Origin of the sequence: Rhodococcus sp. USK13, from assembly GCF_018343855.1 — a bacterium.
Classification (GTDB): Bacteria; Actinomycetota; Actinomycetes; order Mycobacteriales; family Mycobacteriaceae; genus Rhodococcus_F; species Rhodococcus_F oxybenzonivorans.
Genome location: NZ_CP069242.1, coordinates 3,530,135 through 3,556,021 on the forward strand (window position 1 = coordinate 3,530,135; position 25,887 = coordinate 3,556,021).

Sequence of the window (25,887 nt, forward strand, 5' to 3'; positions counted from 1 at the left end):
CCTACCTCGAGGTAACCTACGGTACCGTAAGTCGGTAACCTACGGTAGCGTAGGTCACGATGAGACAGGTGGAGGTTTGATGGGTCTGAAGGATTGGATCGAGGCGCCCGCAGCAGCGGTGGTGCCCGCCAAGCGGTCCAAACTCAATTGGTTGCGTGGTGCGGCCGCACGGCTCACGACGCCGTTGCTCCCGGACGATTATCTACATCTGGCCAATCCGCTGTGGTCGGCCAGGGAGCTGCGCGGCCAGATCGTCGACGTGCGCGCCGAGACGGCCGATTCCGCCACGATCGTCATCAAGCCCGGCTGGGGATTCGACTTCAACTACGAGCCCGGTCAGTACATCGGCATCGGACTTCACGTGGACGGCCGATGGCACTGGCGTTCGTATTCGCTCACCTCCCCGCCCAACTGGGACGACAAGCTCATCTCTATTGCGGTCAAGGCGATGCCCGAGGGATTCCTGTCCAGTCACCTCGTCAACGGCGTGCCGTCCGGGACGATCGTGCGACTCGCGACGCCTACCGGGAACTTCGCCCTGCCCGACCCCCCGCCGGAGCGCATCCTGTTCCTCACCGCCGGCAGCGGAATCACTCCGGTCATGGCCATGCTGCGCACGATGAACCGCCGCGGCCAGCTTCCCGACGTGTTCCACGTCCACTCGGCGCCCACCGATGCCGACGTCATGTTCGCGGAGGAACTGACCCGCCTGCACGACGAACACGACGACTTCCGGTGCAAGATCCAGCTCACCCGCACCGAAGGCAAGTTTGCGCTGTCCTCCCTCGACGACGTGTGTCCGGACTGGCGGGAGCGGCAGACGTGGGCCTGCGGGCCGCTGCCGATGCTGGACGAAATCGAGACGCTGTGGCGGGACGAGGACATCGAGGATCGCTTGCACCTCGAACGGTTCGCGGTCTCCCGGGCGGACACCTCGGGTCAAGGCGGCACCGTGACCTTCGCCAAAGCGGACAAAGTGATGACGATCGACGGCGCCACCACCCTGCTCGAGGCCGGCGAGAAGGCCGGGGCACTGCTGCCCTTCGGCTGCCGGATGGGTATCTGCCAGACCTGCGTCGTGCCGATTCTGTCGGGACATGCCATCGATCTGAGGTCCGGGAAGCAGCACGCCGAGGGAGACCGCGTCCAGACGTGCATCTCGTCCGCGGCGGGCGACTGCACACTCGACGCGTAAGCGTCGGCGTGTTGTTCATCTGTCTCGGCTATTCTCGGAGTCTCTGACCAGACGGAGGAGCACGGTGGCAATCACCGACATCAAAGAATTCACACACCTCACCGAAGCGGACATCGAATCGCTCGGGCGGGAGCTGGACGCGATTCGGCTCGATGTGGAGGATTCGCGAGGCGTTCGCGACGCCCGCTACATTCGCCGAGCGATCCGGACCCAGCGGCTGCTGGAGCTCGGTGGCCGGCTCGCGTTGTTCGGAAGCAAGTACCGCCCGGCCTGGCTCGCCGGCACCGCCATGCTGTCCCTCTCGAAGATCATCGAGAACATGGAACTCGGCCACAACGTGATGCACGGCCAGTGGGACTGGATGAACGATCCGGAGATCCACTCGATGTCCTGGGAGTGGGACCAGACGGGTCCGTCGGAGCATTGGAAGCGCGCCCACAACTACTCCCACCACACGTTCACCAACATCGTGGGAATGGACTCCGATGTGGGTTTCGGCATTCTCAGGATGACCCGCGACGAGGAGTGGCGGCCGATCAATCTGCTGCAGCCGATCGCGAATATCGTTCTGGCAGCTACCTTCGAATGGGGTATCGCGCTGCACGACCTCACGTTCGCGGCCGAGCTCGAGGGTGTGGAGAAGGGTCAGCTCAACTCGCAGGCGAACAAGGATTTCGCACGCAAGATCTTCCGTCAGGTCGGCAAGGATTTCCTTCTCTTCCCGGTGCTCGCGGGACCCGCATGGAAGTCGACGTTGTCGGCGAACGCCACCGCCAATCTGGTCCGCAACCTGTGGGCGTACGTGGTGATCTTCTGTGGCCATTTCCCGGACGGTGCCGAGAAGTTCACCGTGGAGGAGTACGAGAACGAAACCCGGCACGAGTGGTACCTGCGACAGATGCTCGGGAGCGCCAATTTCGATTCCGGTAAGGTCATGGGTTTCATGAGCGGGAACCTCAGCTACCAGATCGAGCATCACCTGTTCCCGGATCTGCCCAGCAACCGCTACCCCGAGATCGCGGTGAAGGTGCGGGCGCTGTGTGAGAAGTACGACCTGCCCTACACGACGGGCTCGCTGGCCAAGCAGTACCTGCTGGCGCTGCGCACCATCCACAAACTTGCGCTACCCGACTGGATGCTCAAGGCGACGGCGGACGACGCTCCGGAGACCTCCTCGGAGCGCAAGTTCCGCGACGCTCGCGACGCTGGTGCCGCCATGGTCGAAACGCTGCGTACGGATCCTGTGACGGGGCAGCGCCGAGGTCTGCTGTCGGCCCTCCGGGCCCGCGCGGAGGCCAAGATTCCTCGCCGTCGACGGTGATTCCCATCACACCTACGCTGAGGTAACCTACGGTGTCGTAACTTACGGTACGGTAGGTCATGTCAGCGCCTACGGGTGTGAACTGTCGACCCAGCCAGGAGGAGGTTCCCCATGGCGATTGCAGACGTCAAGGAATACGCACATCTCACCGAAGCCGACATCGAGGCGCTCGGACGCGAGCTGGATGCGATCAGGCGCGATATCGAGGAATCCCGCGGCGAACGTGACGCACGGTACGTCCGCAATACCATTCGGTTGCAGCGGTCGCTCGAAATCGGTGGCCGGGCCGTTCTCTTCGCGAGCAAACGCCGCCCGGCCTGGTTGGCGGGCACCGCCATGCTCGCCCTCTCGAAGATCATCGAGAACATGGAACTCGGCCACAACGTGATGCACGGCCAGTGGGACTGGATGAACGACCCGGAGATCCACTCCACGTCGTGGGAGTGGGACGTCACGGGGCCGTCCGCCCATTGGAAGCAGACCCACAACTACATTCACCACAAGTACACCAACGTCCTCGGTATGGACGACGACGTGGGATACGGGCTGCTGCGTGTCACCCGTGATCAGCGGTGGAAGCCGTTCAATGCCGGCAACCTCGTGTACAACACCTTGCTGGCACTGTTCTTCGAATACGGCATTGCGGCCCAGCACCTCGAGCTCGGCAAGGTCGCCAAGGGGCGCGTGCCGAAGGAGGAGACTCAGCGCAAGCTCCGCGAGGTCGGCGAAAAGATCGGCAAGCAGATCCTCAAGGACTATGTCGTGCACCCGGCGATTACCGGCCCGGCGTGGAAGAGCACGCTGACGGCCAACGTCAGCGCCAACATGATCCGCAATGTGTGGACCAACGCCATCATCTTCTGCGGTCACTTCCCGGACGGTGCAGAGAAGTTCACCAAGGCGGACATCGACAAGGAAACGCCCGCCGAGTGGTACCTGCGCCAGATGCTCGGTAGCGCAAACATCGAGGGCGGCAAGGTCATGGACTTCATGTCCGGCAACCTCAGCTACCAGATCGAGCATCACCTGTTCCCCGATCTGCCGAGCAACCGCTACGCCGAGATCGCGGTCCGCGTGCGTGAGCTGTGCGACAAGTACGACCTGCCGTATACGACGGGACCGTTCCTCGTGCAGTACGCGAAGTCGTGGCGCACCATCGCCAAGTTGTCGCTGCCGAACAAGTACCTCAAGGCCACGGCGGACGACGCACCGGAAACCGCGTCGGAGCGCAAGTTCGGTGGAAAGACCACAGCCACAATCGATCCCGTGACCGGTCGTCGGCAGGGGCTCCGCAGCGCGATCCAGCGCTCACGCGGGCGCCGCGGCCTGCGTGCGCTGTTGTCGCGCTAGAAGAAGTTTTCACCGGGCGCGGTTCGCCCCTTCGTCACCACGCTTCGTTGGAAGCGATCGCGGTGAGGAGGTGGCGGACCGCGTCGACGCGTCGGGCCGCTTTCCCTTCGAGCTGATCGAGCGCGCACTCCGGATCGGCGGGCGGGCCCAGATGGGTGCACCCGCGCGGGCAGTCTTCGATCGCCGCGGCCAGGTCGGAGAAGGCGGCCACCACATTCTCGGGGGAGATGTGGGCAAGCCCGAACGACCGGATTCCGGGGGTGTCGATCACCCATCCACTCGTCGGTAGGGACAGCGCCACGGATTGTGTCGAGGTGTGCCGCCCTTTCCCGACCCCGGACACCACACCCACCGCCCGATCGGCATCCGGAACGAGCCGGTTGACCAGCGTGGACTTGCCCACACCGGAATGACCGATCAGTGCGGTGAGCTTTCCCGACAACATGGTCATGACGTCGTCGACGGGATCGTCTCGTCCGGCGACCACCACGGGAACATCGAGATCCGCGAAAGCGCTCGCGAATTCCTCGGGCGGCTCGAGGTCACTCTTGGTGAGGCAGATGATGGGGTTCAACCCGCCGACATAGGCGGCGACCAGCGCGCGCTCGACGAAACCGGTGCGCGGTGGGGGATCGGCGAGCGCGACCACGATCAGCAACTGCTGGGCGTTGGCGACGACGATCCGCTCGTACGGATCGGTGTCGTCGGCCGTCCGGCGCAGAACGGTGGAGCGCTCGGCCACCCGCACGATCCTGGCGAGAGTGTCGGGCTTGCCGGAAAGATCGCCCACTACACTGACCTGGTCTCCCACCACGATGGGGGTGCGGCCCAATTCTCGGGCGCGCATGGTGACGATCAGGCGCTCTGGATCGCCGCCCAGTACGCAGCCCCACCGTCCCCGGTCCACCGACACGACCATCGCCGACTCCGCGCTCAGGTGCTCCGGTCGGGTCTTGGTCCGCGGCCGCGTCCCCCTACCCGGACGGACCCGCACATCGGACTCGTCGTACTCGCGGCGGCTCAGAAGCTCGCCTTCCGACCGGTGCCCGCAGCTGCGGTCACCATTGCGGCCCAGAGGTTTTCGAAGCCCGGCAGCGTCTTGGCCGTGGTGCCCACGTCCTCGACTGCCATGTCGTCGACGACGAGTCCGATGATGGCGCCTGCCGTCGCCATCCGATGATCGGCGTAGGAGTGCCACGTCCCGCCGTGCAGCGTCGTGGGAACGATGGTGAGACCGTCCTCTGTCTCGGTGACGTTCCCGCCGAGCGCGTTGATCTCGGTGGAGAGCGCTGCCAGCCGGTCGGTCTCGTGACCGCGCAGATGCGCGATTCCCCGCAGATGGGAGGGCCCTTCGGCCAGGGCCGCCAGGGCGGCGACGGTGGGAGTGAGTTCGCCGACGTCGTGCAGATCGATGTCGATTCCGGTCAGTGTGCCCGGTCCGGTGACCGTCAACTCGTCGCCGTCGAGCCGCACCTGCGCACCCATGGCGAGGAGAATCTCGCGTATCGCATCACCGGGCTGTGTTGTGCGGCCGGGCCAGCGTGGCACCGTCACCTCTCCGGCGGTGACGGCGGCCGCCGCGAGGAAGGCCGTGGCGTTCGACAGGTCCGGTTCGATCGCCCAATCGACGGCCCGGATCACGCCTGGACGCACCCGCCACGTGTCGGCGTCACCGCCGCTTGCCGGCGTGGACACCGCGACACCGGCTGCGCGCAGCATCTCGACGGTCATCTCGATGTGGGGCATCGAGGGAACGGACTTGCCGTCGTGGTGCACGGTGACACCTTCGTCGAATGCAGCCGCCGACAGCAGCAGGCCCGAGACGAATTGTGAGGAACCGGACGCGTCGATCGTGACGTGTCCGCCTCGGAGCGAGCCGCGGCCTTCGACCGTGAACGGCAGTGCGTTCCCGTCGATGTCCGCGCCCAGGCTGCGCAGCGCGTCGAGAATGGTGCCCAAGGGGCGTGTGCGGGCCTGTTCGTCCCCGTCGAACCGGACCGTGCCCGACGCGAGTGCCGCCACCGGTGGCAAGAAGCGCATGACCGTGCCCGCCAGACCGCACTCCACCGATCCACCGCGGAGGGGTCCGGGGGTGACCTCGAGCGTCGTGGTGTCGTCCTGCTCTTCGACAGTGATCCCGAGAGTGCGGAGAGCGTCGATCATGAGGTCGGTGTCGCGACTGCGGAGCGCACCGCGCAAAGTCGAGGGGCCCTGCGCGAGCGCGGCGAGGATCAGTGCACGGTTGGTGATGGATTTCGATCCGGGCAGGACAACCGTCGCAACGACAGGCTCTTCGGCGCGGGGGGCTTTCCACAGGCTCAGGCTCACGGTCTCCATCTTCGCCTACGCGAGGGGTGAGGGGCACGGCTGGGCGGCGTGTCGGGTGGGTGGATGGACGGCTCGGCACGGTGTCGGTGGTCCGTGCCATTCTGGTGGGTATGTGTGGCAGGTATGCGACCACTGCGGATCCGGCAACGCTGGCGACCGACCTCGATGCCATCGACGAGGTGGGGGAGGAGCCGGGTCGACCGGATTTCAACGTCGCCCCGACCACCGAGGTACTCACTGTCCTCGACCGCCACGACGCGCGTCGTGTCCGGCGGATGAGGTGGGGGCTCGTCCCGCCGTGGTCGAGGAAAGTCGGCGGCGGACCCGTCCTGTTCAACGCCCGCGCCGACTCGATCGACAAACCCGCGTTCCGGAACGCGTTCACACACACGCGGTGTCTGGTGCCGATGGACGGGTGGTTCGAGTGGAAGAACGAAGCCACAGGCGGCCAGGGACGGGCGTCGCGCCGAACCGAGAAGATTCCGTACTATCTGTCGCCGCAGGACGGTTCCCGTCTGTACGTGGCAGGGCTGTGGTCCGTATGGCACGACCGGTCGGTGTGCGCCCCCGCACCTGTCCTGAGTTGCGCCATCGTCACGGTCGACTCCGCTGCCCAGTTGGCGGATGTGCACGATCGGATGCCGCTCGTGTTGCCGCGCGACCGGTGGGACGCCTGGCTCGATCCTCGGCAACCCGCCTCGGCCGACCTACTCACGGTCTCGACCGACGCCATCGCCGACATCGGGATCCTCCGGGTGTCGACCCGAGTGAACAACGTCCGGAACAACGGACCCGAGCTACTCGAGCACGATCCGGGCATGCCCGACCAAGCGCAGGCCGGAGAGCAGCTCAGCCTGCTGTGACGGCGGCGACCACCGCTCCGCTCAGCCGCACCAGGTCGGCTGGAGCGAGTTCGATCTCCACACCCCGGCGACCCGCACTGCACAGCACCCGATCCCAGTTCATGGCGGAGGCGTCGATCACGGTCGGAAGGATCTTCCGCTGCCCGAGCGGCGAGATGCCCCCGAAAACGTAACCGGTCGACCGCTCCGCCTCGCTCCGCTCGGCCATCACCGCTCTACCCGCCCCGAGTGCCGCCGCTGCGGCCTTCAGCGACAGCATGTCCGGCACCGGCACGACCGCGACGGCGAGCTTGCCGGTGTCGAGTTTGATCACGAGGGTCTTCAGAATTTGATGGGCCGCGACCCCTACCGTTTCGGCGAGCGCGTCGACGGCCTCGGAGCCGTACGACTCGGCGCGCGCGTCGTGCGCATAGCTGTGTACCCGGTGCGCGACGCGCTGTTTACCGAGCAGGGTGGTCGCGGGGGTCGCAGTTCCGGCCATGGATGAACACTGTGCCATCTCGTCCCGGCGGCCTCAGGAGTACGTCCCGGGAACACAGTCGGGGGCAGCCGTGTTGGTACCGGCAGAAGCAAGCGTCCAGTGAAGGGAGTGGTCCTACTCGTGATGGCCACGGTAGCGGAGCCCACGTCGCGTCTGCAGTTGGCGGTAGCCTTGACGCCCACGGCGACCGAAGGGATCAGCGTGCACGAACATGACCGTCCGAAGGCAGACCGACCCGAGCCCCAGGACGAGTTGATCGCGCGTTTCGAAAGGGATGCGCTTCCACTTCTGGATCAGTTGTACGGTGCTGCGCTGCGGATGACGCGCAACCCTGCGGATGCCGAAGATCTGGTGCAGGAAACGTACGTGAAGGCCTATACGGCATTCCGGTCGTTTCGTGAGGGCACCAATCTCAAGGCCTGGCTGTACCGGATCCTGACCAACACCTACATCAACTCGTACCGGAAGAAACAGCGGCAGCCCGCGCAATACCCCACCGACGAGATCACGGACTGGCAGCTGGCAGCGACGGCAGAGCACTCGTCTACCGGTTTGCGGTCCGCCGAGGTGGAGGCGCTCGATGCCCTTCCCGACGACGACATCAAGGAGGCGCTGCAGGCGCTTCCGGAGGAGTTCCGGATGGCCGTCTACTACGCCGATGTCGAGGGATTCCCGTACAAGGAGATTGCCGACATCATGGGTACCCCCATCGGGACCGTGATGTCGCGTCTGCACCGCGGACGTAAGCAGCTGCGCGGCCTGCTGAGTGACGTCGCACGTGAACGCGGCTTCAACCGGGGTAACGGAGAGCTGCCGGCCGAGGCAGCCGTAGGTGCGGATCAGGAGGTTTCCCGGTGAGCGAGCAGGACGAATTCGAGCAGCTCGACTGCTCCGCGGTGATCGCCGACGTCTGGCTGATGCTGGACCGCGAATGTGATGCGGCCTCGCGCGCGCGGCTGCAGCGGCATCTCGACGAGTGTGGCTCCTGCCTCGAGGCCTACGGGATCGAGGAGAAGGTCAAGAGCTTGGTGAGCCGCAAATGCGGTGGCGAGCACGCCCCCGAAAGCCTGCGGCAGCGGCTCTCCGTCGAGTTACGGCGGACCATCCTGATCACAGAGACCGAACGCGAGACTTAGGGCGTCAGACAAGCAGTCAGGGGCCGGAAAGCGTGCTGCTTTCCGGCCCCTGATGTGCGTTCTACGGCGCGTCAGGCGTTGGGACGCTTGCCGTGGTTGGCGGCATTGCCCTTGCGACTGCGCTTCTTGCGACCACGCTTACCCATGAGTAGATCTCCCTTCTTTTCACTACAGTGTTCCACGTGTGGTTGGGTGTCTGTGCAACAGGGCTTTCTCGACCCCGGGAGTAAGGATCACGATGGCAGAAGACGTGCGCGCCGAGATGGTGTCGACGGTGTATCAGGTTGTGGTCAGTGCGGGTGACGAGGTGAAGGAAGGCGACACCCTCGTCATTCTGGAATCCATGAAGATGGAAATTCCCGTCATCGCCGAGGAGCCCGGCACCGTCACCTCCGTGGATGTCAAGGTCGGCGACGTGATCCAGCAGGGCGACCTCATCGCCGTCATCTCGTGAGCTGACTCGAAGTCCCCTCAGCCGATGTCCACCCTGAGCGATCTGCTCGCCGAGCACACCGATCTTCCCGGGTCCGCCGTCGATCACCTGCAGAGAGTGGTCGGGGAGTGGCAACTCCTGGCCGATCTGTCGTTCGCCGACGTGCTGCTGTGGGTCGAGGATTCTGCGTCCCCGAAAGAAACGCGGACGGTGATCTGCGTCGCCCACTGCCGGCCCACCACTGCGTCGACCGCGTATCCCGAGGACGTCGTCGGAACGGTGGCCTCGGAGTCCCAGCATCCGCAGGTGTTGCAGGCCCTCGTCGAGGAGCGGGTTGTGCGGCCGACGGATGGTGGCACGCATGCCGGTCTGCCGCCGCGGGGCGAGGCCGTCCCGGTGCGCTGGGGCGGCGAGGTGATCGCGGTACTCAGCCGGGACACGAACCTGTCGCATCAGCGGGCGCAGAGCCCGCTCGAAGTGGCTTACCTCGACTGCGCCGAAGACCTGTGCCAGATGATCAGCGACGGTACCTTCCCGATCCGGGAGTCGCGGTCGGACACCAATTCCAGTCCCCGCGCCGGCGACGGCTTCATCCGCCTCGACACCGAGGGTCGCGTCGTCTATGCCAGCCCCAACGCCTTGTCCGCCTATCACCGCATGGGTCTGAGCTCCGACCTGGTGGGACGCAACCTGGCGGCCACGACGCGGTCACTGGTCACCGACCCGTTCGAGTCGCAGGAGGTTGCGGGCTATATCCGCGACACGCTGGCAGATATCCCCGGCAGGCGGATGGAGATCGAAGCGAGGGGAGCGACGGTGCTGTTGCGTGCGCTGGTCCTCAAGCCCGGCGGTAAAAGGGTGGGCGCTGCCGTCGTCGTCCGCGATGTCACGGAAGTCAAGAGGCGCGATCGAGCGCTCCTCAGCAAGGATGCGACGATCCGTGAGATTCATCACCGGGTCAAGAACAATCTGCAAACGGTGGCCGCCCTGCTCCGTTTGCAGGCGCGGCGCACCAACAACGAAGAAGCGCGCCAGGCGCTGACGGAATCCGTGCGCCGGGTCACCTCGATCGCGCTCGTGCACGACACGTTGTCGATGTCCGTGGACGAGGAAGTGAACCTCGACGAGGTCGTCGACCGGCTGGTACCGATCCTGTCCGACGTGGCAACCGTGAGCACACCCATCAAGGTCCGGCGTGAGGGAAGTTTGGGGGTGTTCTCCGCGGAACGGGCCACACCGCTCGTCATGGTCCTGACCGAACTCGTGCAGAACGCCATCGAGCACGCCTTCGAACCCGGTGCACCCGGGACGGTCACGATGCGCGCCGAGAGGTCCGCACGCTGGCTCGACGTGGTGATCCACGACGACGGGAAAGGCCTGCCGCCCGGTTTCAGCCTCGAACGTTCCGATCGTCTCGGCCTGCAGATCGTCCGGACACTCGTGGCCGCCGAACTGAACGGTTCCCTGGGCCTGCACCCGGGAACGGACGGCGGAACGGACGCAGTGCTGCGGGTTCCGCTGGGCCGCCGCGGACCTCGGTACTGGAACGCGACGTGACGGCCCCCAAAAGCAAGAGGGTGCACAAAGCAAGAGGCCCGGCACCATGTGGTGCCGGGCCCGTCTTCCTCGAAGTACTTCTATACGGTCGTGCGGGCCCGCGTGCGCGCGTTACGGCGCTTGAGTGCGCGTCGCTCGTCTTCGCTCATACCGCCCCAGACACCGGCGTCCTGGCCCGACTCGAGAGCCCAGGAGAGGCATTCGGCGGTGACCGGGCAGCGGTTGCAGACAACCTTGGCATCGGCGATCTGCGCGAGAGCCGGACCGCTGTTGCCTACGGGAAAGAACAACTCGGGGTCTTCGTCGCGACAGATTGCCTTGTGGCGCCAGTCCATCCTTCTGCTCCTTAACTGGGTGCGTAATGCACCATTTTGTCTTGGTGAGTTCATCTGTGCGTAGAGAATGTTTCCGCACTGTTGCTTGTGAATGCTTTCACGAACTGGCGGGATGTCAATAGAAATCCGCCGCACCGTGGGGGAACTCACTTACTAAGGTCGCCCTATGAGGCGCGCCGTCCTTTGTACCCCATGGCAGCCCGGCCCGCGAGGTGGAAACCCGATTTCTCGAGGTCTGCTCAGGATCTGGGCGCAACCACGTCCAGGGCCTCCGGCACCGACACGAACTCCACGTCGTTGCACAGGCCGATGTAATCGCCGTCCATCTGCAGTCCGATCGGCCGGGACGCCGAGATTCGCACCGACGGCACGTCGTCGACCCTGATGAGCTTCTTCGCGCGCGGACTGGCACCGGGGGTCAACAACTGGCGGGCCACACGAAGTGTGGTGACGATCGACGTGGAGGTCATGGCGAAGATGCCGAGCCCACTGTCGTAATTCGTGTCCGGGTTGGTGTGGACCTCCCGTTTGTTCAGATACGTCCACGGACTGGCATTCGACACGAATGCGTAGTGGACGCCCTCGACCCGTTCCTGCCCGGGAACGTGCACCGTGAGCGTCGGCTCGGCGTTCTTCGACCGGAAGAAGACCCGGACCGCTGCCCGCACGTACTGGGCAGGCGTGGCCGGTCGGCCGTTCTTGCGGTGGGCGTCCACGGCCTCACAGACCGCGGCGTCCCACCCGAGACCCGCGTTGAACGCAAACCAGCGGTTGTCGCAGTGGGCCAGACCGATCCTGCGCAGCTCCCCGCGCGCCAGCAGGGCGATGAGCTGGTTGGTGGCATCGACAGGATCGGCGGCGATGCCGAGTGACCGGGCGAACACGTTCGCCGAACCTCCGGGTACGACGGCGATCGGCGGAACCGGTCCCACCGACTCGACTCGTGTCGACCCCGGCGGGGGCGTACCCAGGAGGCCGTTGACGACTTCGTTGACGGTGCCGTCGCCGCCGTGGACGATGATCAACCCCATTCCGTCCACACAGGCCTGCTGCGCGAGTTCGGCGGCGTGGCCGCGGTGCGTCGTGTGCGCCACCGTCAATCGCACTCTGCTCGACAGTGCATGAGCGAGGAGGTCGCGCCCGGCGGGGGTCGTCGAGGTGGCATTCGGATTGACGATCAGCAGCGCGCGCACAGGGACCAAGACTAGTGGGGCGTTGTGCGTCACCGTCCCGAGCCTGCCGGCGTCTCGGTGTTCTAGGCTTGCCGCGTGCCGAAGCCGCCTCTCAGCCAGTCCACGCCCGCAACGGTCCGCTCCGCGGGTGCACTGGTGTCGCTCGAGGGTGCCGTCGCCGTCGGGGTGGCCGTCGTGCTGGTCGTGCGTGGGCTGCTCGGCCACGATCAGAGTGTGAGCAGCGGCTACGGAACCGCGGCATGGTTCGCCATCCTCGGTGGCGCAGTGCTCGCCGCGGGCGTGGCGTTGATCTTCGGCAGGCGCTGGGGTCGGGCCATCGCGATCGTCGCGCAGTTGCTCCTGCTCCCGGTGGCGTGGTCGCTTCTCACCGATTCACACCAGCCCGTGTTCGGTGTCCTGCTCGGGGTCGTGGTGATCGGTGCTCTCGGCTGCCTGTTCAGCAGCCCCACGTCGAAGTGGATGGCCGCCGAATACGGTCAGGACGAATGACAGTCAGCTCACCTCGGATGCCAGCTTTCCCAGCGGGTCCCCGGTGAGCCGGTAGGTGGTCCACTCGTCCTGAGGATGAGCGTCGAGCGATTCGTAGAACTCGATCGACGGAGTATTCCAATTGATCACCGACCACGACAGTCGCGTGTAGCCGTTGTCGATGCACTCCTTGGCGAGTGTGGCGAGCAGCGCTTTGCCGTGCCCGGCACCTCGTTCGGAGGGGCTGACGAACAGGTCCTCGAGGTAGATACCGTGGGTGCCGTCCCACGTGGAGAAATTGCGGAACCAGACTGCGATGCCGACCACGCGCCCGTCGTCGCTCTCGGCGACGTGCGCAAAGGTGGACGGCTGCGGTCCGAAGAGCGCGTCCTGCATTTGCTCTGCCGTGACGGTGCACGCGTCGCGCGCCTTCTGGTGTTCGGCGAGCTCGTAGATCATGGCCGTGATGGCAGAGACGTCCTCGGGTCGTGCGCGTCTGATCATCGGGAACCTTCCTCGATCGTCACGTTGTGAGTGACCAGTTGTTGTGCGCCGTGCTCGAAACCCAGTATCGAGTAGGCGCCGGGAGACAGTGCGAATCGGCGCCCCTCGCTTACCGGCAGATCCGCCCACCGCGCGATGAGGGCGCGAGAGAAGTGGCCGTGCCCGACGAGGATCACGTCGCGGTCGGGAAGCTGCGAATGGGCAACCGAGAGGACGAGATCGCACCGGGCATGAATCTGCTCCGCCTGTTCTCCGCGCGGACAGGGATGAGTCCACACCGTCCAGTCGGGCACCTTCGTGCGTATGTCCGGCGTCGTCAGACCCTCGTAGGCGCCGTAGTCCCATTCGACGAGCGCGTCCCACGTGCGGTGGATCTTCAGTCCCGCGAGCTGAGCGGTGTCCTGGGCGCGGCGGCGGGGGCTGACGATCACGAGTGGATTGCGCAGTCCCAGAGCGTCGAGTGCGGTGCCCAGCGTCCGGGCCTGCCGTTCGCCCACGTCGGTGAGCGGGATATCCGTGCGACCTGTGTGTTTACCGGCACGCGCCCATTCTGTCTCGCCGTGCCGGAGGAGGACGATCCGACGTTCTGACGGCGAATCACTCGGTGGCATTGATCCATCATGTCAGTCGAATCGCGTGTAAGGCTCGCCTCGAGGGGCGAAGTAGGACAGGATCGAGCCGTGACAACGGTTCTTGCAGTGGCAAATCAGAAGGGTGGGGTCGCCAAGACCACCACCGTCGCTTCTCTGGGTGCGGCGCTCGTTGCGCTGGGCCACAAGGTTTTGGTGGTCGATCTCGATCCGCAGGGATGTCTGACCTTCTCCCTGGGCCACAATCCTGACCGCCTCGAGGCCTCGGTCCACGAGGTGCTGACCGGCGACCTCGCTGCGAAGGATGCCGTGATCCCCACCGAGGACGGTGTCGATCTGCTTCCTGCCACGATCGACCTGGCCGGTGCGGAAGCGTTGCTCCTGATGCGTCCCGGGCGCGAGTTCGCCCTCAAGCGCGCTCTGGCATCGCTACTGGACGACTACGACACCGTCATCATCGACTGCCCGCCGTCGCTCGGGGTGCTCACGCTCAACGGTCTCACTGCTTCGCAATCGGTGCTGGTCCCGCTGCAATGTGAAACGCTCGCCCATCGCGGTGTGGGCCAGCTGCTGCGGACGGTCCGGGAGGTCCAGCAGATCACCAACCCCGACCTCGTGCTGCTCGGTGCACTGCCCACGCTCTACGACGCCCGGACCACGCACAGTCGCGACGTACTGTCCGATGTGTCCGACAGATACGATCTGCCGGTCCTGTCGCCGCCGATTCCGCGGACCGTCCGGTTCGCGGAGGCGACGGCGTCCGGCGCCACCGTTCTGGCAGGGCGCAAGAACAAGGGTGCGCAGGCCTATCGTGACCTGGCGGACAACCTGGCGAAGCACTGGGCCGGGTCCGAGCTGGTCACGTTCTCGACTGGAAGTGCCGAGTAAGGTCCTCAGGGGTCGGGTTCCAGGCCGCAGGCCAATCCTGTTGCCGGAGTAATGCATCCGTGCCGCCGTCGGCGAAAACGACACTTCCGCAGAGGAGTGTGGAGCCCGGTCCCACCAGGAACTCGACCACGGCTGCGATCTCCTCGGGCCGGCCGCGGCGTCCCAGTGGTACTGGGTAGAAATCCAGGGCTTTCGCCAGCTCGGGGTCGAGGTCGGGCCCGTTCGTCATCGGTGTGTCGATCATCCCCGGTGCGACGGCGTTGAGGCGGATCTTCCGCCCGACCCATTCGGTGCGGACGGCTTCGCGCCGGACCCACCAGGCCAGCGCCAGCTTGGACGCCGGGTATGCCGGAATGGCGGTGGCCTCGTCCCCGAGTTCCAGGGCTCTGGCCTCGTCGCCATCGAGGCATGCGGCTACGAGGTGTTCCGAGATGCCCGGTTGGGTGGTAGTGCTGCTCGACGAGATCACGACCACCGACGCACCCTCGGCCCGCTCGAGCGCCGGCCGCAGTCCGGTGGCGAGGTCGACAGCGCCGAAGTAGTTGACAGCGACGAGTGTCCCGCCGGGAGCGTGGGAGAGCGGTCCGAGTCCCGCACAGCACACGAGCCCGTGCACGACTCCTTCGCTGACCTCGGTTACTGCCGCCACCGCCGCAGACCGGCCTTCAGGGGTCGACAGGTCGGCGACGACGTGGGTGTTCGCGAGGTCGACACCGATGACGTTGTGACCGGCCGAGATGAGTAGCTGACCGGTGGCGGCGCCGATGCCTGACGCGGCGCCCGTGATCACGTAGGTTGCCATTGAAGAATTAGAACACGTTACAGCTCGCGCGAGGGCGGAGTTCTGCTCGGATCGTGCCACTTCGCCATAATGAGCCCGGAATCCCGTGGTTCCGGGAGAGCGATGCACAACCGCCGCGCGACCACGCACTGGAAATCAGCCGACGCGTTCCGGCGGCTCTACCCCGACGTCGATCTCGACCCCGGGGTGCTCTATACCCACGAAGGCGCGGTGCTCACCGCGGCGGGTGTGGCGTCGGGAATCGACCTGTGTCATTACATGATTCGGTGCGACCACGGGGCGTCGGTAGCGAACGAGGTGGCCAGAGGCACCGTGGTGCCGCCCCATCGGAGCGGGGGGCAGGCCCAGTTCATCACCGAACCCGTTCCGGAGACCGGAACAACCTCGACTTCGGCTGCGCGGGCCTGGGCGTTGTCCCGGCTCGACCAACCGGTGTCCCTGCGCGAACTCGCTGCGCAGGAGTCGATGAGTGTGCGCACGTTCACGCGGAAATTTCGCATGGAAACTGGCATGTCTCCGACCCGTGGCTCGTCGAGCAGCGCATCAATCGTGCCCGGGAATTGCTGGAGAACACCGACCTGCCGGTCGACGAGGGCGCGGACGCATCAGGTTTCGGCACCGCCACCTCCCTGCGGCAGCATCTGGGACGCACACTCGGGGTGTCCCCGACTGCATACCGGGCCACCTTCCGCTGACCGGACGCGTCGTGTGTGTGCGCATTTGTCCAAGCCTCGGGGGGTCGGGCCACGTTACCGTCACAGGCATGACGCCACCGAGCACGATCCCGAAAATACGGGCGCAACCGCTCGTCTCCGTAGCCGACGTCGAACGGGCCGCCGACTGGTATTGCCACGTCCTCGGAGCGGTGAGCGGCCACGGGGGATGCGAGTACGAGCAACTTCTCGTCGACGGCGTTCTGATCCTGCAATTGCACAGGATCGACCTCGGCCACCATCATGGCGCGCTGTGCGACCCGGCGCTCCCGAGGGGTAACGGGGTGGCGATCTGGTTCGAGGCCGGTGACTTCGACGATGTGCTGACACGAATACGAGTTTCGGATGTCGACATCGTGACCGACGTTCACTTCAACCCCAATGCGGGCCACCGGGAGATCTGGTTGCGTGACCTCGACGGCTACCTTGTTGTGATCGCGGAATCCTCCACCCCGTCAGCTTAGGACGGTGATCCGGTCGCCACGTTGCTCGATGACGAGGTCGCCCGCCACAGCGGTGGTGATCGGTCCCGTACCGGGATCGCGTTCGACCGGAATGGTTCTCAGCCGCGCACCCGTCGACAGGTCGAGAACAGCGATCCCGTTGTCGACCGGCACGAGGAGGCTGCCCGCCATCACGGCCCCGGGACCGAGGGCGCCGGGAAAGCTCCACCGTGGCGCAAGATCTGCGGCGCCCAAAGTCACGACATCGGAACCCGTCCACCACGTGACGACGGAACTGCTTGCCGCAGTGACCGAATCGGGCCCCACTGCAGAGGTGAGAGAGTACTCGGAGACTGCGTTGCCGGTGCCGTCGAACAGACCGATCCGCGGACCGGTGGACTTCCCGCCGGGTAGATAGACGGCAATGGTTTCACCGGACACGCCGAGAACCCGAGCACCCTCGACCCCTGCCTCGACGCCGGCGAGGACGCTGGACCCGTACTCTTCGGGCTCTTGATTGTCCTTCGGTGACGGGTTCATGACGGTCAGTCGGTCACCCTCCTCGCCGGGGCAACGCTCGAGCACGGCGAGCCGGCTACTGCTGGAACCGACGTCGAGCAACGTGCATCCGCTGCGAGGCTGTTTGCCGGGGTTGACGGGTGCGCCGACGCGGCCGTATTCGACGGTGCGCACCAAATCGGAGCGCCACAGCTCGAGTCGGCTGTTCCCACGCGCGGTGACATAGGTTCCATCCGCCGACAACATCACCTCGGGGTCGGCGTCACTGGAACGCTGCGCTACCCGGGCACCGGTGCCGCCGTCGAGTTCCGTCACCTGAGAGCACCCTCGCTCGTCGCGGTAGACCGCCACGACTTTGTCCCACGAGGCGGTCACACCGCACAGCTCACGATCCCGGGAGTACCGCCACAGCTCGTCACCGGACGTACGGTCACGTCCGACGACGTCACCACCGTCCGCGGTCACCACGGCGCCGGCGGCGACGAGAGGTGCAGTGGGGACGGCGCTCGACGCTTCCCACAGCGGATCGAGATTCTCGGGCACGGCCAGAGCCGTGACGAGTGCAGAGGGCGGCTCGGCCGCCGTCACCGAAGTGGTGCCCCTTGCGTCGCTACGGAACCACACGACGACCAGGGCGACCGTCACAATCAGTGCGATTCCGGCCGCGACGGCGAGATCGGCGCGCGAGCGCCGCTCAGGTGCGAGCACGGTAGTAATTTACTCCGCGTTCGTCGTGGCGCCGACCTTCGAGGTCCGGCGGCGACGACGACGGCGCGGCGCGGATGCACCGTCACCCTCGGTGTCGCCGGAAGCAGCGGATTCGGGGGCCGTCGTCTCGGCTGTGACCGACTTGGGGCCGACACTGTCGGTAGGATGCCCACCCCGTGTGCGGCGCCGGGCACGGGTGCGAATCGGGCGAGGAGCCCGCTCGGTGCTGTCGCCGTCCTCGACGGGCGCGGGCTTCTCGGCTTTCGCCGCCGGAGCCGCCTTCACCGAGCCGGTCGTCCCCGCCGGGATCGACAGCTCTTCGTACAGGTGGGGTGAGCTGGAGTAAGTCTCGACGGGGTCCGGGATGTCGAGGCCCAGGGCTTTGTCGATGAGCTGCCACCGCGGAATGTCGTCCCAGTCCACCAGCGTGACCGCGATGCCGGTGCGGCCCGCCCGGCCGGTGCGGCCGATCCGGTGGACGTACGTCTTCTCGTCCTCCGGGCACTGGTAGTTGATGACGTGGGTGACGTCGTCGATGTCGATGCCGCGGGCCGCGACGTCCGTTGCGACCAGTACGTCGATCTTGCCTGTGCGGAACGCCTTCAGCGCCTTCTCACGAGCGACCTGATTGAGATCGCCGTGGACGGAGCCCACGGAGAAACCGCGCTCGGCGAGATCGTCGGCGACCTTCTGGGCGGTGCGCTTGGTGCGGGTGAAGATCATCGTCGCGCCGCGGCCCTCGGCCTGCAGCACGCGGGCCACCATCTCCGCCTTATCGAGCGCGTGCGCCCGGTAGATGTGCTGGCTGGTCCGGTCGTGCACCGCAGAGTCGTCGGCCTGCTCGGCGCGGATGTGCGTCGGCTGGGTGAGGAACGTGCGGGCCAGCGTGATGATCGGACCCGGCATGGTCGCCGAGAACAGCATCGTCTGACGCTTGCCCGGCACCATCCCGAGGATGCGCTCGATGTCGGGCAGAAAGCCCAGGTCGAGCATCTCGTCGGCCTCGTCGAGAACGAGGACCTCGACCTTGCCCAGGATCAGATGACCCTGGTTGGCGAGGTCGAGCAGGCGGCCCGGGGTGCCCACGACGACGTCGGCGCCCTTCTGGAGCGTTGCGATCTGCGTTTCGTACGGGCGGCCACCGTAGATGGCGAGAACCTCGAGCTTGTTCTTCTCGCCCTTCAGGTACTTCGCCGCGTTGTCGAGGTCCTTGGTGACCTGAATGCACAGCTCGCGGGTCGGCACGATGACCAGTGCCCGGGGGGTGCCGTCGAGCTTGGCCGTTCCGGTGGTGCCACTGGAGATGCGGTGAAGCAGCGGGACACCGAAACCGAAGGTCTTTCCCATGCCCGTGCGGGCCTGACCGATCAGGTCGTCGCCTGCGAGGGCGAGCGGCAGGGTCAGTTCCTGGATGGCGAACGTGCGCTCGATGCCCTGCTCGTCGAGAGCCCGGACGATTTCGTCACGAACACCGAGTTCGGCAAAGGTGGGAGCAACGTGAGTGGAGTCGAGCTGCGCAGACAGCGTGGTCTCGGTCGCGTCGTCTTCATGGTCGACAGTGATCTTGCTCAGGGGACTAGCCTTCCTCGTAGCTGCACGCACGCACGAGGTAAGGGCCAGGCCGCTGTTCGGCCCGATTTCCCAGTCGACGCTTGTCGAGGTCCTCTTCCGAGTGATCCTGCCTCTGCCTCAGCGCGGAAATTCGAAGAATTTCGGCGAGGCGCGGCTGGGACCGTCGATCAGGTGCGCGCACATTATCGGTGGAGAACCGCTGACCACATCGTGAACGCGATCAGTGCCGGACCGGCGTTCGATGGTGACGAACGTGGCGACGAGCGGTTATCCACCATCATTGTAGCCGGACAACGCCCGCTCGCCGGTTGCTCATGGGGAATGTCACTCCCCGACGCACTAGGCTGGGGCGCCATGGAGCCCAACACGCCTGCCTCGTCGAACTCGACCATTCCCGCTGATCACCCCGGTGTCAGCGAACTCTTCGCGGTCCTTGCATACGGCGAGATCTCCGCCTTCTACCGGTTGTCCGAGGACGCGCAGATGGCGCGAACCCTCGAGGGTAAGGTCGCGCTCGCCAGCATGGCAGCCGCCGAAATGGGCCATTTCGAAATGCTCGAGCGCGCGTTGACCGCGCGCGGATTCGACATCTACGAGGCCATGGACCCGTTTGTGCGCGCGTTGGACAACTACCACGCCTCGACGACGCCCTCCACCTGGCTCGAGGCGCTCGTCAAGGCCTATGTCGGTGACGGAATCGCCGCCGACTTCTACCGCGAGATCGGCCATTCCTTGCCCGCCGAGGCGGCCGGAACGGTCGAAGAAGTGCTGTCACAGACGGGCCACTCGGAGTTCGTCGTACACGAGGTGCAGCGGGCGATCGCCGCCAGCAACCGGGACAAGGACCGCCTCATGCTGTGGGGCCGGCGTCTGCTCGGTGAAGCGATCACGCAGGCGCAATTCGTGTTGGCGCAGCGCGAGGCCCTGACCGATCTCGTGATCTCCGCGTCGGGAGACCTCAATGGTGTCGTCGCCTTGTTCGACCGCATGCAGAAGATGCACGCCGAGCGCATGGCGGTGCTCGGTCTCGTGTGACATCGCCCCATGCGGACGCCCTGTTCGCTCAGGGCACAGCGCACCTGCGCGCCCCGGCGGGGCCGACTGCATTAGCCTGGCCAGGACAGCTGATGTTTCTCGGAGAGTTCGGAGGTTGACCGTGGAGGTCAAGATCGGTGTAATCGACAGCCCACGTGAGCTCATCGTCAGCAGCGAGCAGACCCCGGACGAGGTCGAGACACTGGTCTCGGGCGCCCTCGGCGGCGGCGACGGGATCCTGTCTCTGCAGGACGACAAGGGACGCAAGTTCCTCATCCAGGCGGCGAAGATTGCGTACGTGGAGATCGGTCCGTCGGATATCCGCAAGGTCGGGTTCGCTCCCACTGCGTGACGGTGTACGAGAAAGGGCCCGCAGCCGTAACCGGCTGCGGGCCCTTTCTCGTACACCTAGGTTCTAGCGCTGCTCAGGATGCAGCGGCACGCGGGACAGACCACCCCACGCCAGGGTGACGGTGGTGTCGACCGCTTCTTCCTTGGGAATGGGACGCGCCGCTTCGAGCCAGTAGCGCGCCGTGAACTGACTTGCGCCGACCAATCCCACAGCCAGGATGCGGGCGCGATAGGGATCGAGACCGGAATCGTGACTGACGAGGTCGAAGACGGCGTCGACGCACGCCTCGGTGGCCTGCTCGACACGGCTCTGAACCTGAGGTTCGCCCATCAGGTCCGACTCGAACACCAACCGGAAGCCCTGCGAATCATTGTCGACGAAGTCAAAGAACGCCTGGACCGCCGCACGGACGCGCTGCTTGTTGTCGGTGGTCGATCGCAATGCCTGACGGACACCCGAGATCAGGCTGTCGACATAGCTCTGCAGAACGGCGACATACAACTCGAGCTTGCCGGGAAAGTGCTGGTAGAGGACGGGCTTGCTCACACCGGCGCACTCGGCGATCTCGTCCATACCGGCAGCATGGTACCCGCGCGTGACGAAGACCTCGCTGGCTGCAGCGAGTAGCTGCAGTCGCCGGGCGTCGCGGGGGAGACGCGTACTGCGCCGCGGCCCGTTACCCTTTCCGGTGGTGGCGTCGCGATCGGAGTTCGTCCGATCTGCGAGTTCAGTCATAGCGCTTTCCAATCTGCACAAGTATTCCGCGTCACATTCTGTGTAACTGTGTGAACGATACCCGCGCGTAGGAATCCGTTCATGGTGGACTCACAGGTCGATGTCCGACTGCAATATTGCCTGACCGGTAACTGCCCGGATCCCCGCTTGCGGCCATACCAGCTGGCACGGGTTGCCCCAGTGTTGCGGGTGGTCCGGGGCGGACACGCCGAAGAGGACATCGGTGGACGGCTGGGACGAGCTGATGCCGGACTGTGAGATTCTGGCGTCGTGACTGACCGAGGAGGATCGCGCGTGCGCGGCAGGGCTCCCGAGAGCTCCGATCAGGGGGAGTGGCCATCGCGCAGCCTGGATCAGCGTGTCGCCGCACCCGGTGCCTCTCGGTCCACTTCCCGGGCGCAATCCCATCAACCTCTCCGTGCGCAGTGGGATCCGATCACCGGGGACGTCACCAAACCCCGGACCCCCCGGCCGGAACGGCAGGTTCGGAAACAGAGCAGGGTGGGCCGATTCGTCTCCACCTATGGGTGGCGCGCCTATGCGATACCGATCCTGTTCGTGGTCACGATCTTCGTCGTGGTCGACGCGGTGCGCGGCACTGGCGCCGGAGATCCGGCAGCGAGCACCGACACTCCCGGATTCGGGACGCTGTCCCGGGACACGGACGGCTCGAGCGTCATCGGAGTGCCTCCCGAGGCGGATGGAAACTTCGCGGCCGATCTGCCATCCGGAGCGTTGCCGGAAGGCGGCCCGTTCACCACTGCGGGGGCCCGCACGTGGCGGGTGGTGCCCGGCTCGGGTCCCAAGGTCGGACAGGGTACCGAGCGGGAGTTCACCTACTCCGTCGAAATCGAGGACGGCGTGGACACCTCGGGATTCGGGGGCGACGAATCCTTCGGGCGCATGGTCGACCAGACCCTGTCCAACCCGAAGAGCTGGACCAAGGACCCACGGTTCGCGTTCCGGCGGGTAGACCAGGGCGACCCTGACTTCCGCGTGTCCCTGACCTCCCAGATGACCATCAGGGAGGCCTGCGGATACGACATCCAGCTCGAGGTGTCCTGCTACAACCCCGGGATCGACCGCGTTCTCCTCAACGAACCCCGCTGGGTGCGCGGAGCCATCGCCTTCCAGGGTGACATCGGTTCGTATCGGCAGTACCAGATCAACCACGAGGTCGGTCATGCGATCGGCTACCAGGATCACCAACCCTGCGAAACGGAGGGCGGTCTCGCCCCGGTGATGATGCAGCAGTCGTTCGGCACCTCCAACAACGACATCGCCGAACTCGACCCCGAAGGGATAGTGCCCAAGAATGGCCTGACGTGCCATTTCAATCCTTGGCCGTTCCCGCGTGGCTGAGTTGAGCCCATGTGTCCCGCCGGCGTCGCGGGGGGAAGAATGGGGGTTGCCGGGGTGTTGACAGTGACATCGTCGAGGAGTCGACAGTGACATTGTCGAGGAGTCGACATTGAGGACATCGTCGAGGTGTCGCCAAGGGGACGTCTCGACGCCGGAAGCCGTCGTGCAATCGTCAGGAGTGGATCGTGTCGCTTGACCGTTCTGGAAGAACCCCGCAGCCACTGCCACCGCTGGTGGAGCCGGACGCCGAACTCTCGCGTGACGAGGTGGCTCGCTACAGCAGGCACCTGATCATCCCCGACGTCGGCATGGCGGGGCAGAAGCGGCTGAAGAATGCCAAGGTCCTCGTCATCGGCGCGGGCGGCCTGGGCTCGCCGGCGTTGCTCTATCTCGCCGCTGCAGGTGTCGGAACCCTCGGCATCGTGGAGTTCGACGAGGTCGACATGTCCAATCTGCAACGTCAGGTCATCCACGGCCGCTCGGACGTGGGCAGGCCGAAGGCGGAAAGCGCCCGCGACTCCATCAAGGAGATCAACGAACACGTCGACGTCCGGCTGCACGAGTTCCGGCTCGAACCCGACAACGCGGTGGAGCTGTTCGGTCAGTACGACCTGATCCTCGACGGCACCGACAACTTCGCCACCCGCTATCTGGTCAACGATGCCGCTGTCCTGGCACACAAGCCGTACGTGTGGGGTTCCATCTACCGTTTCGAGGGGCAGGCGTCGGTGTTCTGGGAGGACGCACCGGATGGGCGCGGACTCAATTACCGCGACTTGTACCCGGAGGCGCCGCCGCCCGGAATGGTCCCGTCGTGCGCCGAAGGGGGAGTGCTGGGGGTGCTGTGCGCCTCGATCGGGTCGATCATGGCCACCGAGGCGGTGAAGCTGATCACCGGTATCGGTGAATCGCTGCTCGGCCGGCTCATGGTCTACGACGCGCTCGACATGACGTATCGCACCATCACCCTTCGCCGTGACCCGGCACGCACACCGATCACCGAACTGATCGACTACGACGCCTTCTGTGGCGTCGTCTCCGACGAGGGTCAGGCTGCAGCGGCCGGGTCGACCATCACCGCGACGGAGCTGCGGGATCTTCTCGATGCGGGGAAGGACATCCAGATCGTCGATGTGCGCGAACCCGTCGAATGGGACATCGTCCATCTGCCCGGCGCGGTGCTGATCCCGAAGGACCGCATCCTGTCCGGGGAGGCTCTCGCCGAGCTGCCGCAGAACAAGCCGATCGTGCTGCACTGCAAGACCGGCGTGCGGTCGGCCGAAGCGCTGGCCGCCCTCAAGAAGGCCGGCTTCTCCGACGCGACACATCTACAGGGTGGAGTCATCGCGTGGGCCAGGCAGGTAGACACCAGCCTGCCCGTGTACTGACTTCGGCGGCACCTGGTCAGCGCGCCTTCCGGGGTCGCCGGGTCACCCGGCGGTAGCGTTGACATCGTGAGCACAGGACAACCCCCTCAGCACGTGTGCTCCACGTTCGGCCTCCGGGAAGTCGAGCCCATTCCACTCGGTGCGGACTGGGACGGCGGGTGGCTCTGTGGAGACGTAGTCCTCTCAGCCGTCGCCGACCACGCCCGTGCCGCCTGGTCGGCCAAGGTGCGGGAAGCCCTCGAAGTGGACGGGGTGCGGCTCGCTCGTCCGGTGCGTTCGACCGACGGCCGGTATGTGGTGTCGGGGTGGCGTGCGGACACGTTCATCGAGGGCACGCCCGAACCCCGGCACGACGAGGTGGTGTCGATGTCGGGCCGGCTGCACGCCGCGACGTCCCAATTGGAGCGTCCCCGATTCCTGGTGCAGCCTCCCGTCGCCCCGTGGGCGGAGGTCGACGTCTTCGTGGCGGCCGATCGGGCCGCGTGGGAGAAGATTCCCCTGCGCGGCGCGAAGGGTGCCGAGCAACTCGAAACGCCGTCGCCGGACGGGCGCAAGAGCCTGGAACTGATCACCGGCCTGGCAACTCTGCGTAAACCTGTGGTCAGTCCTGATCAGCTCGTGCACGGGGACCTGTTCGGCACCGTGCTGTTCTCGGGTGCCCTGGCACCCGGCATCACCGACATCACCCCGTACTGGCGGCCCGCGGCGTGGGCGGCCGCGGTGGCCGTCGTGGACGCCATCTCCTGGGGTGGGGCGGACGAGGCCCTGATCGGACGCTGGGAAGACCTTCCCGAGTGGCCGCAGATGCTGTTGCGTGCCGTTCTGTTCCGTCTTGCCGTCCATGTGCTGCACCCCCGATCCACGGCCGAAGCCTTCCCCGGACTCGCCCGTACCGCCGACGTGGTGCGACTGCTGCTCTGAGTGGACGTGCCGAGGAGGCCCGGCTAGTCGAGAAGTTCGGCGAAGAGGTCCCGCGCGGCGAGCGATGCGCGATGCTCGTCTCCGTCGATGACGGCCCGCACGAGGCGTTCGTGCTCCTCGTGCAATCCCTCACCGGTGGCGTGCACATGCTGATCCACGGTGTGCTCGATCGCGGGGAGCAGCGAGTCGTAGAACTCCAGATACACCGCGTTGTGACTGGCTTCCACAATCGCGCGGTGAAGGGCGACATCGGCTGTGATCGCCGCATCCGCCGATTCCTCCCACAGGCGTCGGCGTTCGCGCTGCAAGCCCTCGAGGCGGGCGACGTCTTCGGGCGTGCGCCGCCGGGCGGCGAGCACGGCGGCGGTCACGTCGAGGGCCTGGCGGAGTTCCAGGACGTCGCGCTCGTGGGCCCCGGCGAAGTACTTTCCGAGGGTTCCGCCGACATCGGAGGTGGCGACGACGTAGGTCCCCGATCCCTGCCTCCGTTCGAGCAGCCCGGTATGGACCAGCGCTTGGACGGCTTCCCGGACGGTGTTGCGTCCCGTTCCGGTCAGTTCCGACAGCGCCGTCTCGGTCGGAATCTTTTCGCCGACCGCCCAGCGTCCGCTGCAGATCTCTTCCCGCAACTGCTCGGTGACCTGCGAGATGAGGCTCGCACGCCGAATCGGTTTTCCAAAGGTCATCCGGTCATC

The 25,887-nt window shown here is 65.9% G+C and carries 30 protein-coding genes and 1 pseudogene; 18 read left to right on the top strand and 13 right to left on the bottom strand.

Going from position 1 to position 25,887, the window contains the following annotated elements; translation table 11 throughout:
- Window positions 1-79 precede the first annotated feature (79 nt).
- The 3 genes from JQT59_RS18655 (at window position 80) to JQT59_RS18665 (ending at window position 3,866) form a co-directional block, all read left to right on the top strand.
- Window positions 80-1,195 (top strand): ferredoxin reductase, encoded by a 1,116-nt coding sequence (locus JQT59_RS18655; RefSeq protein ID WP_213577307.1) that lies wholly within the window; start codon window positions 80-82, stop codon window positions 1,193-1,195.
- 64 nt (window positions 1,196-1,259) lie between these two features.
- Entirely contained in the window at window positions 1,260-2,516 is a 1,257-nt protein-coding gene (locus tag JQT59_RS18660; protein ID WP_213577309.1) for a fatty acid desaturase family protein, read from the top strand.
- A 111-nt stretch (window positions 2,517-2,627) separates the two neighbouring features.
- Window positions 2,628-3,866, top strand: coding sequence for a fatty acid desaturase family protein (locus tag JQT59_RS18665; protein ID WP_213577311.1), 1,239 nt, complete (start codon window positions 2,628-2,630; stop codon window positions 3,864-3,866).
- A 34-nt stretch (window positions 3,867-3,900) separates the two neighbouring features.
- Here JQT59_RS18665 and rsgA read toward each other — a convergent pair whose 3' ends face one another.
- Both rsgA and aroA read right to left on the bottom strand, forming a co-directional pair.
- Window positions 3,901-4,890 (bottom strand): ribosome small subunit-dependent GTPase A, encoded by a 990-nt coding sequence (rsgA, locus tag JQT59_RS18670; protein ID WP_109335200.1) that lies wholly within the window; start codon window positions 4,888-4,890, stop codon window positions 3,901-3,903.
- The gene (aroA, locus tag JQT59_RS18675) at window positions 4,887-6,203 is read right to left on the bottom strand and encodes a 3-phosphoshikimate 1-carboxyvinyltransferase (RefSeq protein ID WP_213577313.1); all 1,317 of its coding nucleotides are present in this window, start codon (window positions 6,201-6,203) and stop codon (window positions 4,887-4,889) included. Before aroA ends, rsgA begins: the two co-directional genes overlap by 4 nt.
- Before the next feature lie 101 nt (window positions 6,204-6,304).
- Between aroA and JQT59_RS18680 the strand changes: the two genes are divergently transcribed.
- Complete coding sequence (locus JQT59_RS18680) at window positions 6,305-7,057, top strand: SOS response-associated peptidase (RefSeq protein ID WP_213577855.1); 753 nt, start codon at window positions 6,305-6,307, stop codon at window positions 7,055-7,057.
- Here the strand turns inward: JQT59_RS18680 and ybaK are convergent.
- Window positions 7,044-7,538, bottom strand: a complete 495-nt coding sequence (ybaK, locus tag JQT59_RS18685) for a Cys-tRNA(Pro) deacylase (protein ID WP_109331250.1) — start codon at window positions 7,536-7,538, stop codon at window positions 7,044-7,046. The two genes, JQT59_RS18680 and ybaK, sit on opposite strands and share 14 nt — an antisense overlap.
- A gap of 201 nt (window positions 7,539-7,739) precedes the next feature.
- Between ybaK and JQT59_RS18690 the strand changes: the two genes are divergently transcribed.
- Both JQT59_RS18690 and rsrA read left to right on the top strand, forming a co-directional pair.
- Window positions 7,740-8,396 carry a sigma-70 family RNA polymerase sigma factor gene (locus JQT59_RS18690; protein WP_502939862.1) on the top strand — a complete coding sequence of 219 codons (657 nt, stop codon included), beginning with the start codon at window positions 7,740-7,742 and terminating at the stop codon, window positions 8,394-8,396.
- The gene (rsrA, locus tag JQT59_RS18695; RefSeq protein ID WP_213577315.1) at window positions 8,393-8,674 is read left to right on the top strand and encodes a mycothiol system anti-sigma-R factor; all 282 of its coding nucleotides are present in this window, start codon (window positions 8,393-8,395) and stop codon (window positions 8,672-8,674) included. Before JQT59_RS18690 ends, rsrA begins: the two co-directional genes overlap by 4 nt.
- A gap of 71 nt (window positions 8,675-8,745) precedes the next feature.
- Here rsrA and JQT59_RS38420 read toward each other — a convergent pair whose 3' ends face one another.
- On the bottom strand, window positions 8,746-8,820 hold the full coding sequence (locus JQT59_RS38420) for a 50S ribosomal protein bL37 (RefSeq protein ID WP_022597109.1): 75 nt from the start codon (window positions 8,818-8,820) through the stop codon (window positions 8,746-8,748).
- 92 nt (window positions 8,821-8,912) lie between these two features.
- Here JQT59_RS38420 and JQT59_RS18700 point away from each other — a divergent pair, with 92 nt between their 5' ends.
- Both JQT59_RS18700 and JQT59_RS18705 read left to right on the top strand, forming a co-directional pair.
- Entirely contained in the window at window positions 8,913-9,128 is a 216-nt protein-coding gene (locus JQT59_RS18700; RefSeq protein WP_005240095.1) for a biotin/lipoyl-binding carrier protein, read from the top strand.
- Between the two features lie 24 nt (window positions 9,129-9,152).
- The gene (locus JQT59_RS18705) at window positions 9,153-10,664 is read left to right on the top strand and encodes a sensor histidine kinase (protein ID WP_159925903.1); all 1,512 of its coding nucleotides are present in this window, start codon (window positions 9,153-9,155) and stop codon (window positions 10,662-10,664) included.
- Window positions 10,665-10,744: 80 nt separating this feature from the next.
- Here JQT59_RS18705 and JQT59_RS18710 read toward each other — a convergent pair whose 3' ends face one another.
- Entirely contained in the window at window positions 10,745-10,999 is a 255-nt protein-coding gene (locus JQT59_RS18710; RefSeq protein WP_005240099.1) for a WhiB family transcriptional regulator, read from the bottom strand.
- A 239-nt stretch (window positions 11,000-11,238) separates the two neighbouring features.
- Complete coding sequence (locus JQT59_RS18715) at window positions 11,239-12,192, bottom strand: diacylglycerol/lipid kinase family protein (protein ID WP_213577859.1); 954 nt, start codon at window positions 12,190-12,192, stop codon at window positions 11,239-11,241.
- A 75-nt stretch (window positions 12,193-12,267) separates the two neighbouring features.
- On the opposite strand from JQT59_RS18715, the gene JQT59_RS18720 reads away from it, so the two are divergent.
- Entirely contained in the window at window positions 12,268-12,681 is a 414-nt protein-coding gene (locus JQT59_RS18720; RefSeq protein ID WP_109331244.1) for a hypothetical protein, read from the top strand.
- A gap of 3 nt (window positions 12,682-12,684) precedes the next feature.
- Here JQT59_RS18720 and JQT59_RS18725 read toward each other — a convergent pair whose 3' ends face one another.
- Window positions 12,685-13,164, bottom strand: coding sequence for a GNAT family N-acetyltransferase (locus tag JQT59_RS18725; RefSeq protein ID WP_159925907.1), 480 nt, complete (start codon window positions 13,162-13,164; stop codon window positions 12,685-12,687).
- Window positions 13,161-13,775, bottom strand: a complete 615-nt coding sequence (locus tag JQT59_RS18730; RefSeq protein WP_213577317.1) for an acid phosphatase — start codon at window positions 13,773-13,775, stop codon at window positions 13,161-13,163. The genes JQT59_RS18725 and JQT59_RS18730 overlap by 4 nt, the downstream gene beginning before the upstream one ends.
- Before the next feature lie 69 nt (window positions 13,776-13,844).
- On the opposite strand from JQT59_RS18730, the gene JQT59_RS18735 reads away from it, so the two are divergent.
- Window positions 13,845-14,642: a ParA family protein gene (locus JQT59_RS18735; RefSeq protein ID WP_213577319.1), complete on the top strand. Its 798-nt coding sequence runs from the start codon at window positions 13,845-13,847 to the stop codon at window positions 14,640-14,642.
- Here JQT59_RS18735 and JQT59_RS18740 read toward each other — a convergent pair.
- Window positions 14,614-15,444: an SDR family oxidoreductase gene (locus tag JQT59_RS18740; RefSeq protein WP_213577321.1), complete on the bottom strand. Its 831-nt coding sequence runs from the start codon at window positions 15,442-15,444 to the stop codon at window positions 14,614-14,616. The genes JQT59_RS18735 and JQT59_RS18740 overlap by 29 nt on opposite strands.
- A 102-nt stretch (window positions 15,445-15,546) precedes the next feature.
- Here JQT59_RS18740 and JQT59_RS18745 point away from each other — a divergent pair.
- Together JQT59_RS18745 and JQT59_RS18750 are read left to right on the top strand one after the other, a co-directional pair.
- Window positions 15,547-16,139, top strand: a pseudogene (locus JQT59_RS18745) (GlxA family transcriptional regulator); the annotation flags it as partial.
- Between the two features lie 68 nt (window positions 16,140-16,207).
- Window positions 16,208-16,621, top strand: a complete 414-nt coding sequence (locus tag JQT59_RS18750; protein ID WP_213577323.1) for a VOC family protein — start codon at window positions 16,208-16,210, stop codon at window positions 16,619-16,621.
- On the opposite strand, the gene JQT59_RS18755 is transcribed toward JQT59_RS18750, so the two are convergent.
- Both JQT59_RS18755 and JQT59_RS18760 read right to left on the bottom strand, forming a co-directional pair.
- Complete coding sequence (locus JQT59_RS18755; RefSeq protein WP_213577325.1) at window positions 16,613-17,827, bottom strand: Rv3212 family protein; 1,215 nt, start codon at window positions 17,825-17,827, stop codon at window positions 16,613-16,615. The genes JQT59_RS18750 and JQT59_RS18755 overlap by 9 nt on opposite strands.
- Window positions 17,828-17,836: 9 nt before the next feature.
- Entirely contained in the window at window positions 17,837-19,429 is a 1,593-nt protein-coding gene (locus JQT59_RS18760; protein WP_213577327.1) for a DEAD/DEAH box helicase, read from the bottom strand.
- A 324-nt stretch (window positions 19,430-19,753) separates the two neighbouring features.
- On the opposite strand from JQT59_RS18760, the gene JQT59_RS18765 reads away from it, so the two are divergent.
- Together JQT59_RS18765 and JQT59_RS18770 are read left to right on the top strand one after the other, a co-directional pair.
- Window positions 19,754-20,434, top strand: a complete 681-nt coding sequence (locus tag JQT59_RS18765) for a ferritin-like fold-containing protein (protein ID WP_208961267.1) — start codon at window positions 19,754-19,756, stop codon at window positions 20,432-20,434.
- A 121-nt stretch (window positions 20,435-20,555) separates the two neighbouring features.
- Window positions 20,556-20,786, top strand: coding sequence for a DUF3107 domain-containing protein (locus JQT59_RS18770; RefSeq protein WP_109331225.1), 231 nt, complete (start codon window positions 20,556-20,558; stop codon window positions 20,784-20,786).
- A 63-nt stretch (window positions 20,787-20,849) separates the two neighbouring features.
- On the opposite strand, the gene fasR is transcribed toward JQT59_RS18770, so the two are convergent.
- Entirely contained in the window at window positions 20,850-21,521 is a 672-nt protein-coding gene (gene fasR / locus JQT59_RS18775; RefSeq protein ID WP_109331224.1) for an HTH-type transcriptional activator FasR, read from the bottom strand.
- An 81-nt stretch (window positions 21,522-21,602) separates the two neighbouring features.
- Between fasR and JQT59_RS18780 the strand changes: the two genes are divergently transcribed.
- The 4 genes from JQT59_RS18780 to JQT59_RS18795 all read left to right on the top strand — a co-directional run bounded on the left by JQT59_RS18780 (window position 21,603) and on the right by JQT59_RS18795 (window position 25,192).
- Complete coding sequence (locus JQT59_RS18780; protein WP_213577329.1) at window positions 21,603-21,779, top strand: hypothetical protein; 177 nt, start codon at window positions 21,603-21,605, stop codon at window positions 21,777-21,779.
- A 90-nt stretch (window positions 21,780-21,869) separates the two neighbouring features.
- Window positions 21,870-22,883, top strand: a complete 1,014-nt coding sequence (locus tag JQT59_RS18785; protein ID WP_249354640.1) for a DUF3152 domain-containing protein — start codon at window positions 21,870-21,872, stop codon at window positions 22,881-22,883.
- A 185-nt stretch (window positions 22,884-23,068) separates the two neighbouring features.
- Window positions 23,069-24,271, top strand: a complete 1,203-nt coding sequence (moeZ, locus tag JQT59_RS18790) for an adenylyltransferase/sulfurtransferase MoeZ (protein ID WP_109331220.1) — start codon at window positions 23,069-23,071, stop codon at window positions 24,269-24,271.
- Between the two features lie 66 nt (window positions 24,272-24,337).
- Window positions 24,338-25,192 carry a TIGR02569 family protein gene (locus JQT59_RS18795; protein ID WP_213577334.1) on the top strand — a complete coding sequence of 285 codons (855 nt, stop codon included), beginning with the start codon at window positions 24,338-24,340 and terminating at the stop codon, window positions 25,190-25,192.
- A gap of 23 nt (window positions 25,193-25,215) precedes the next feature.
- Here JQT59_RS18795 and JQT59_RS18800 read toward each other — a convergent pair whose 3' ends face one another.
- Complete coding sequence (locus JQT59_RS18800) at window positions 25,216-25,878, bottom strand: FadR/GntR family transcriptional regulator (protein WP_213577336.1); 663 nt, start codon at window positions 25,876-25,878, stop codon at window positions 25,216-25,218.
- Between the last annotated feature and the right edge of the window lie 9 nt (window positions 25,879-25,887).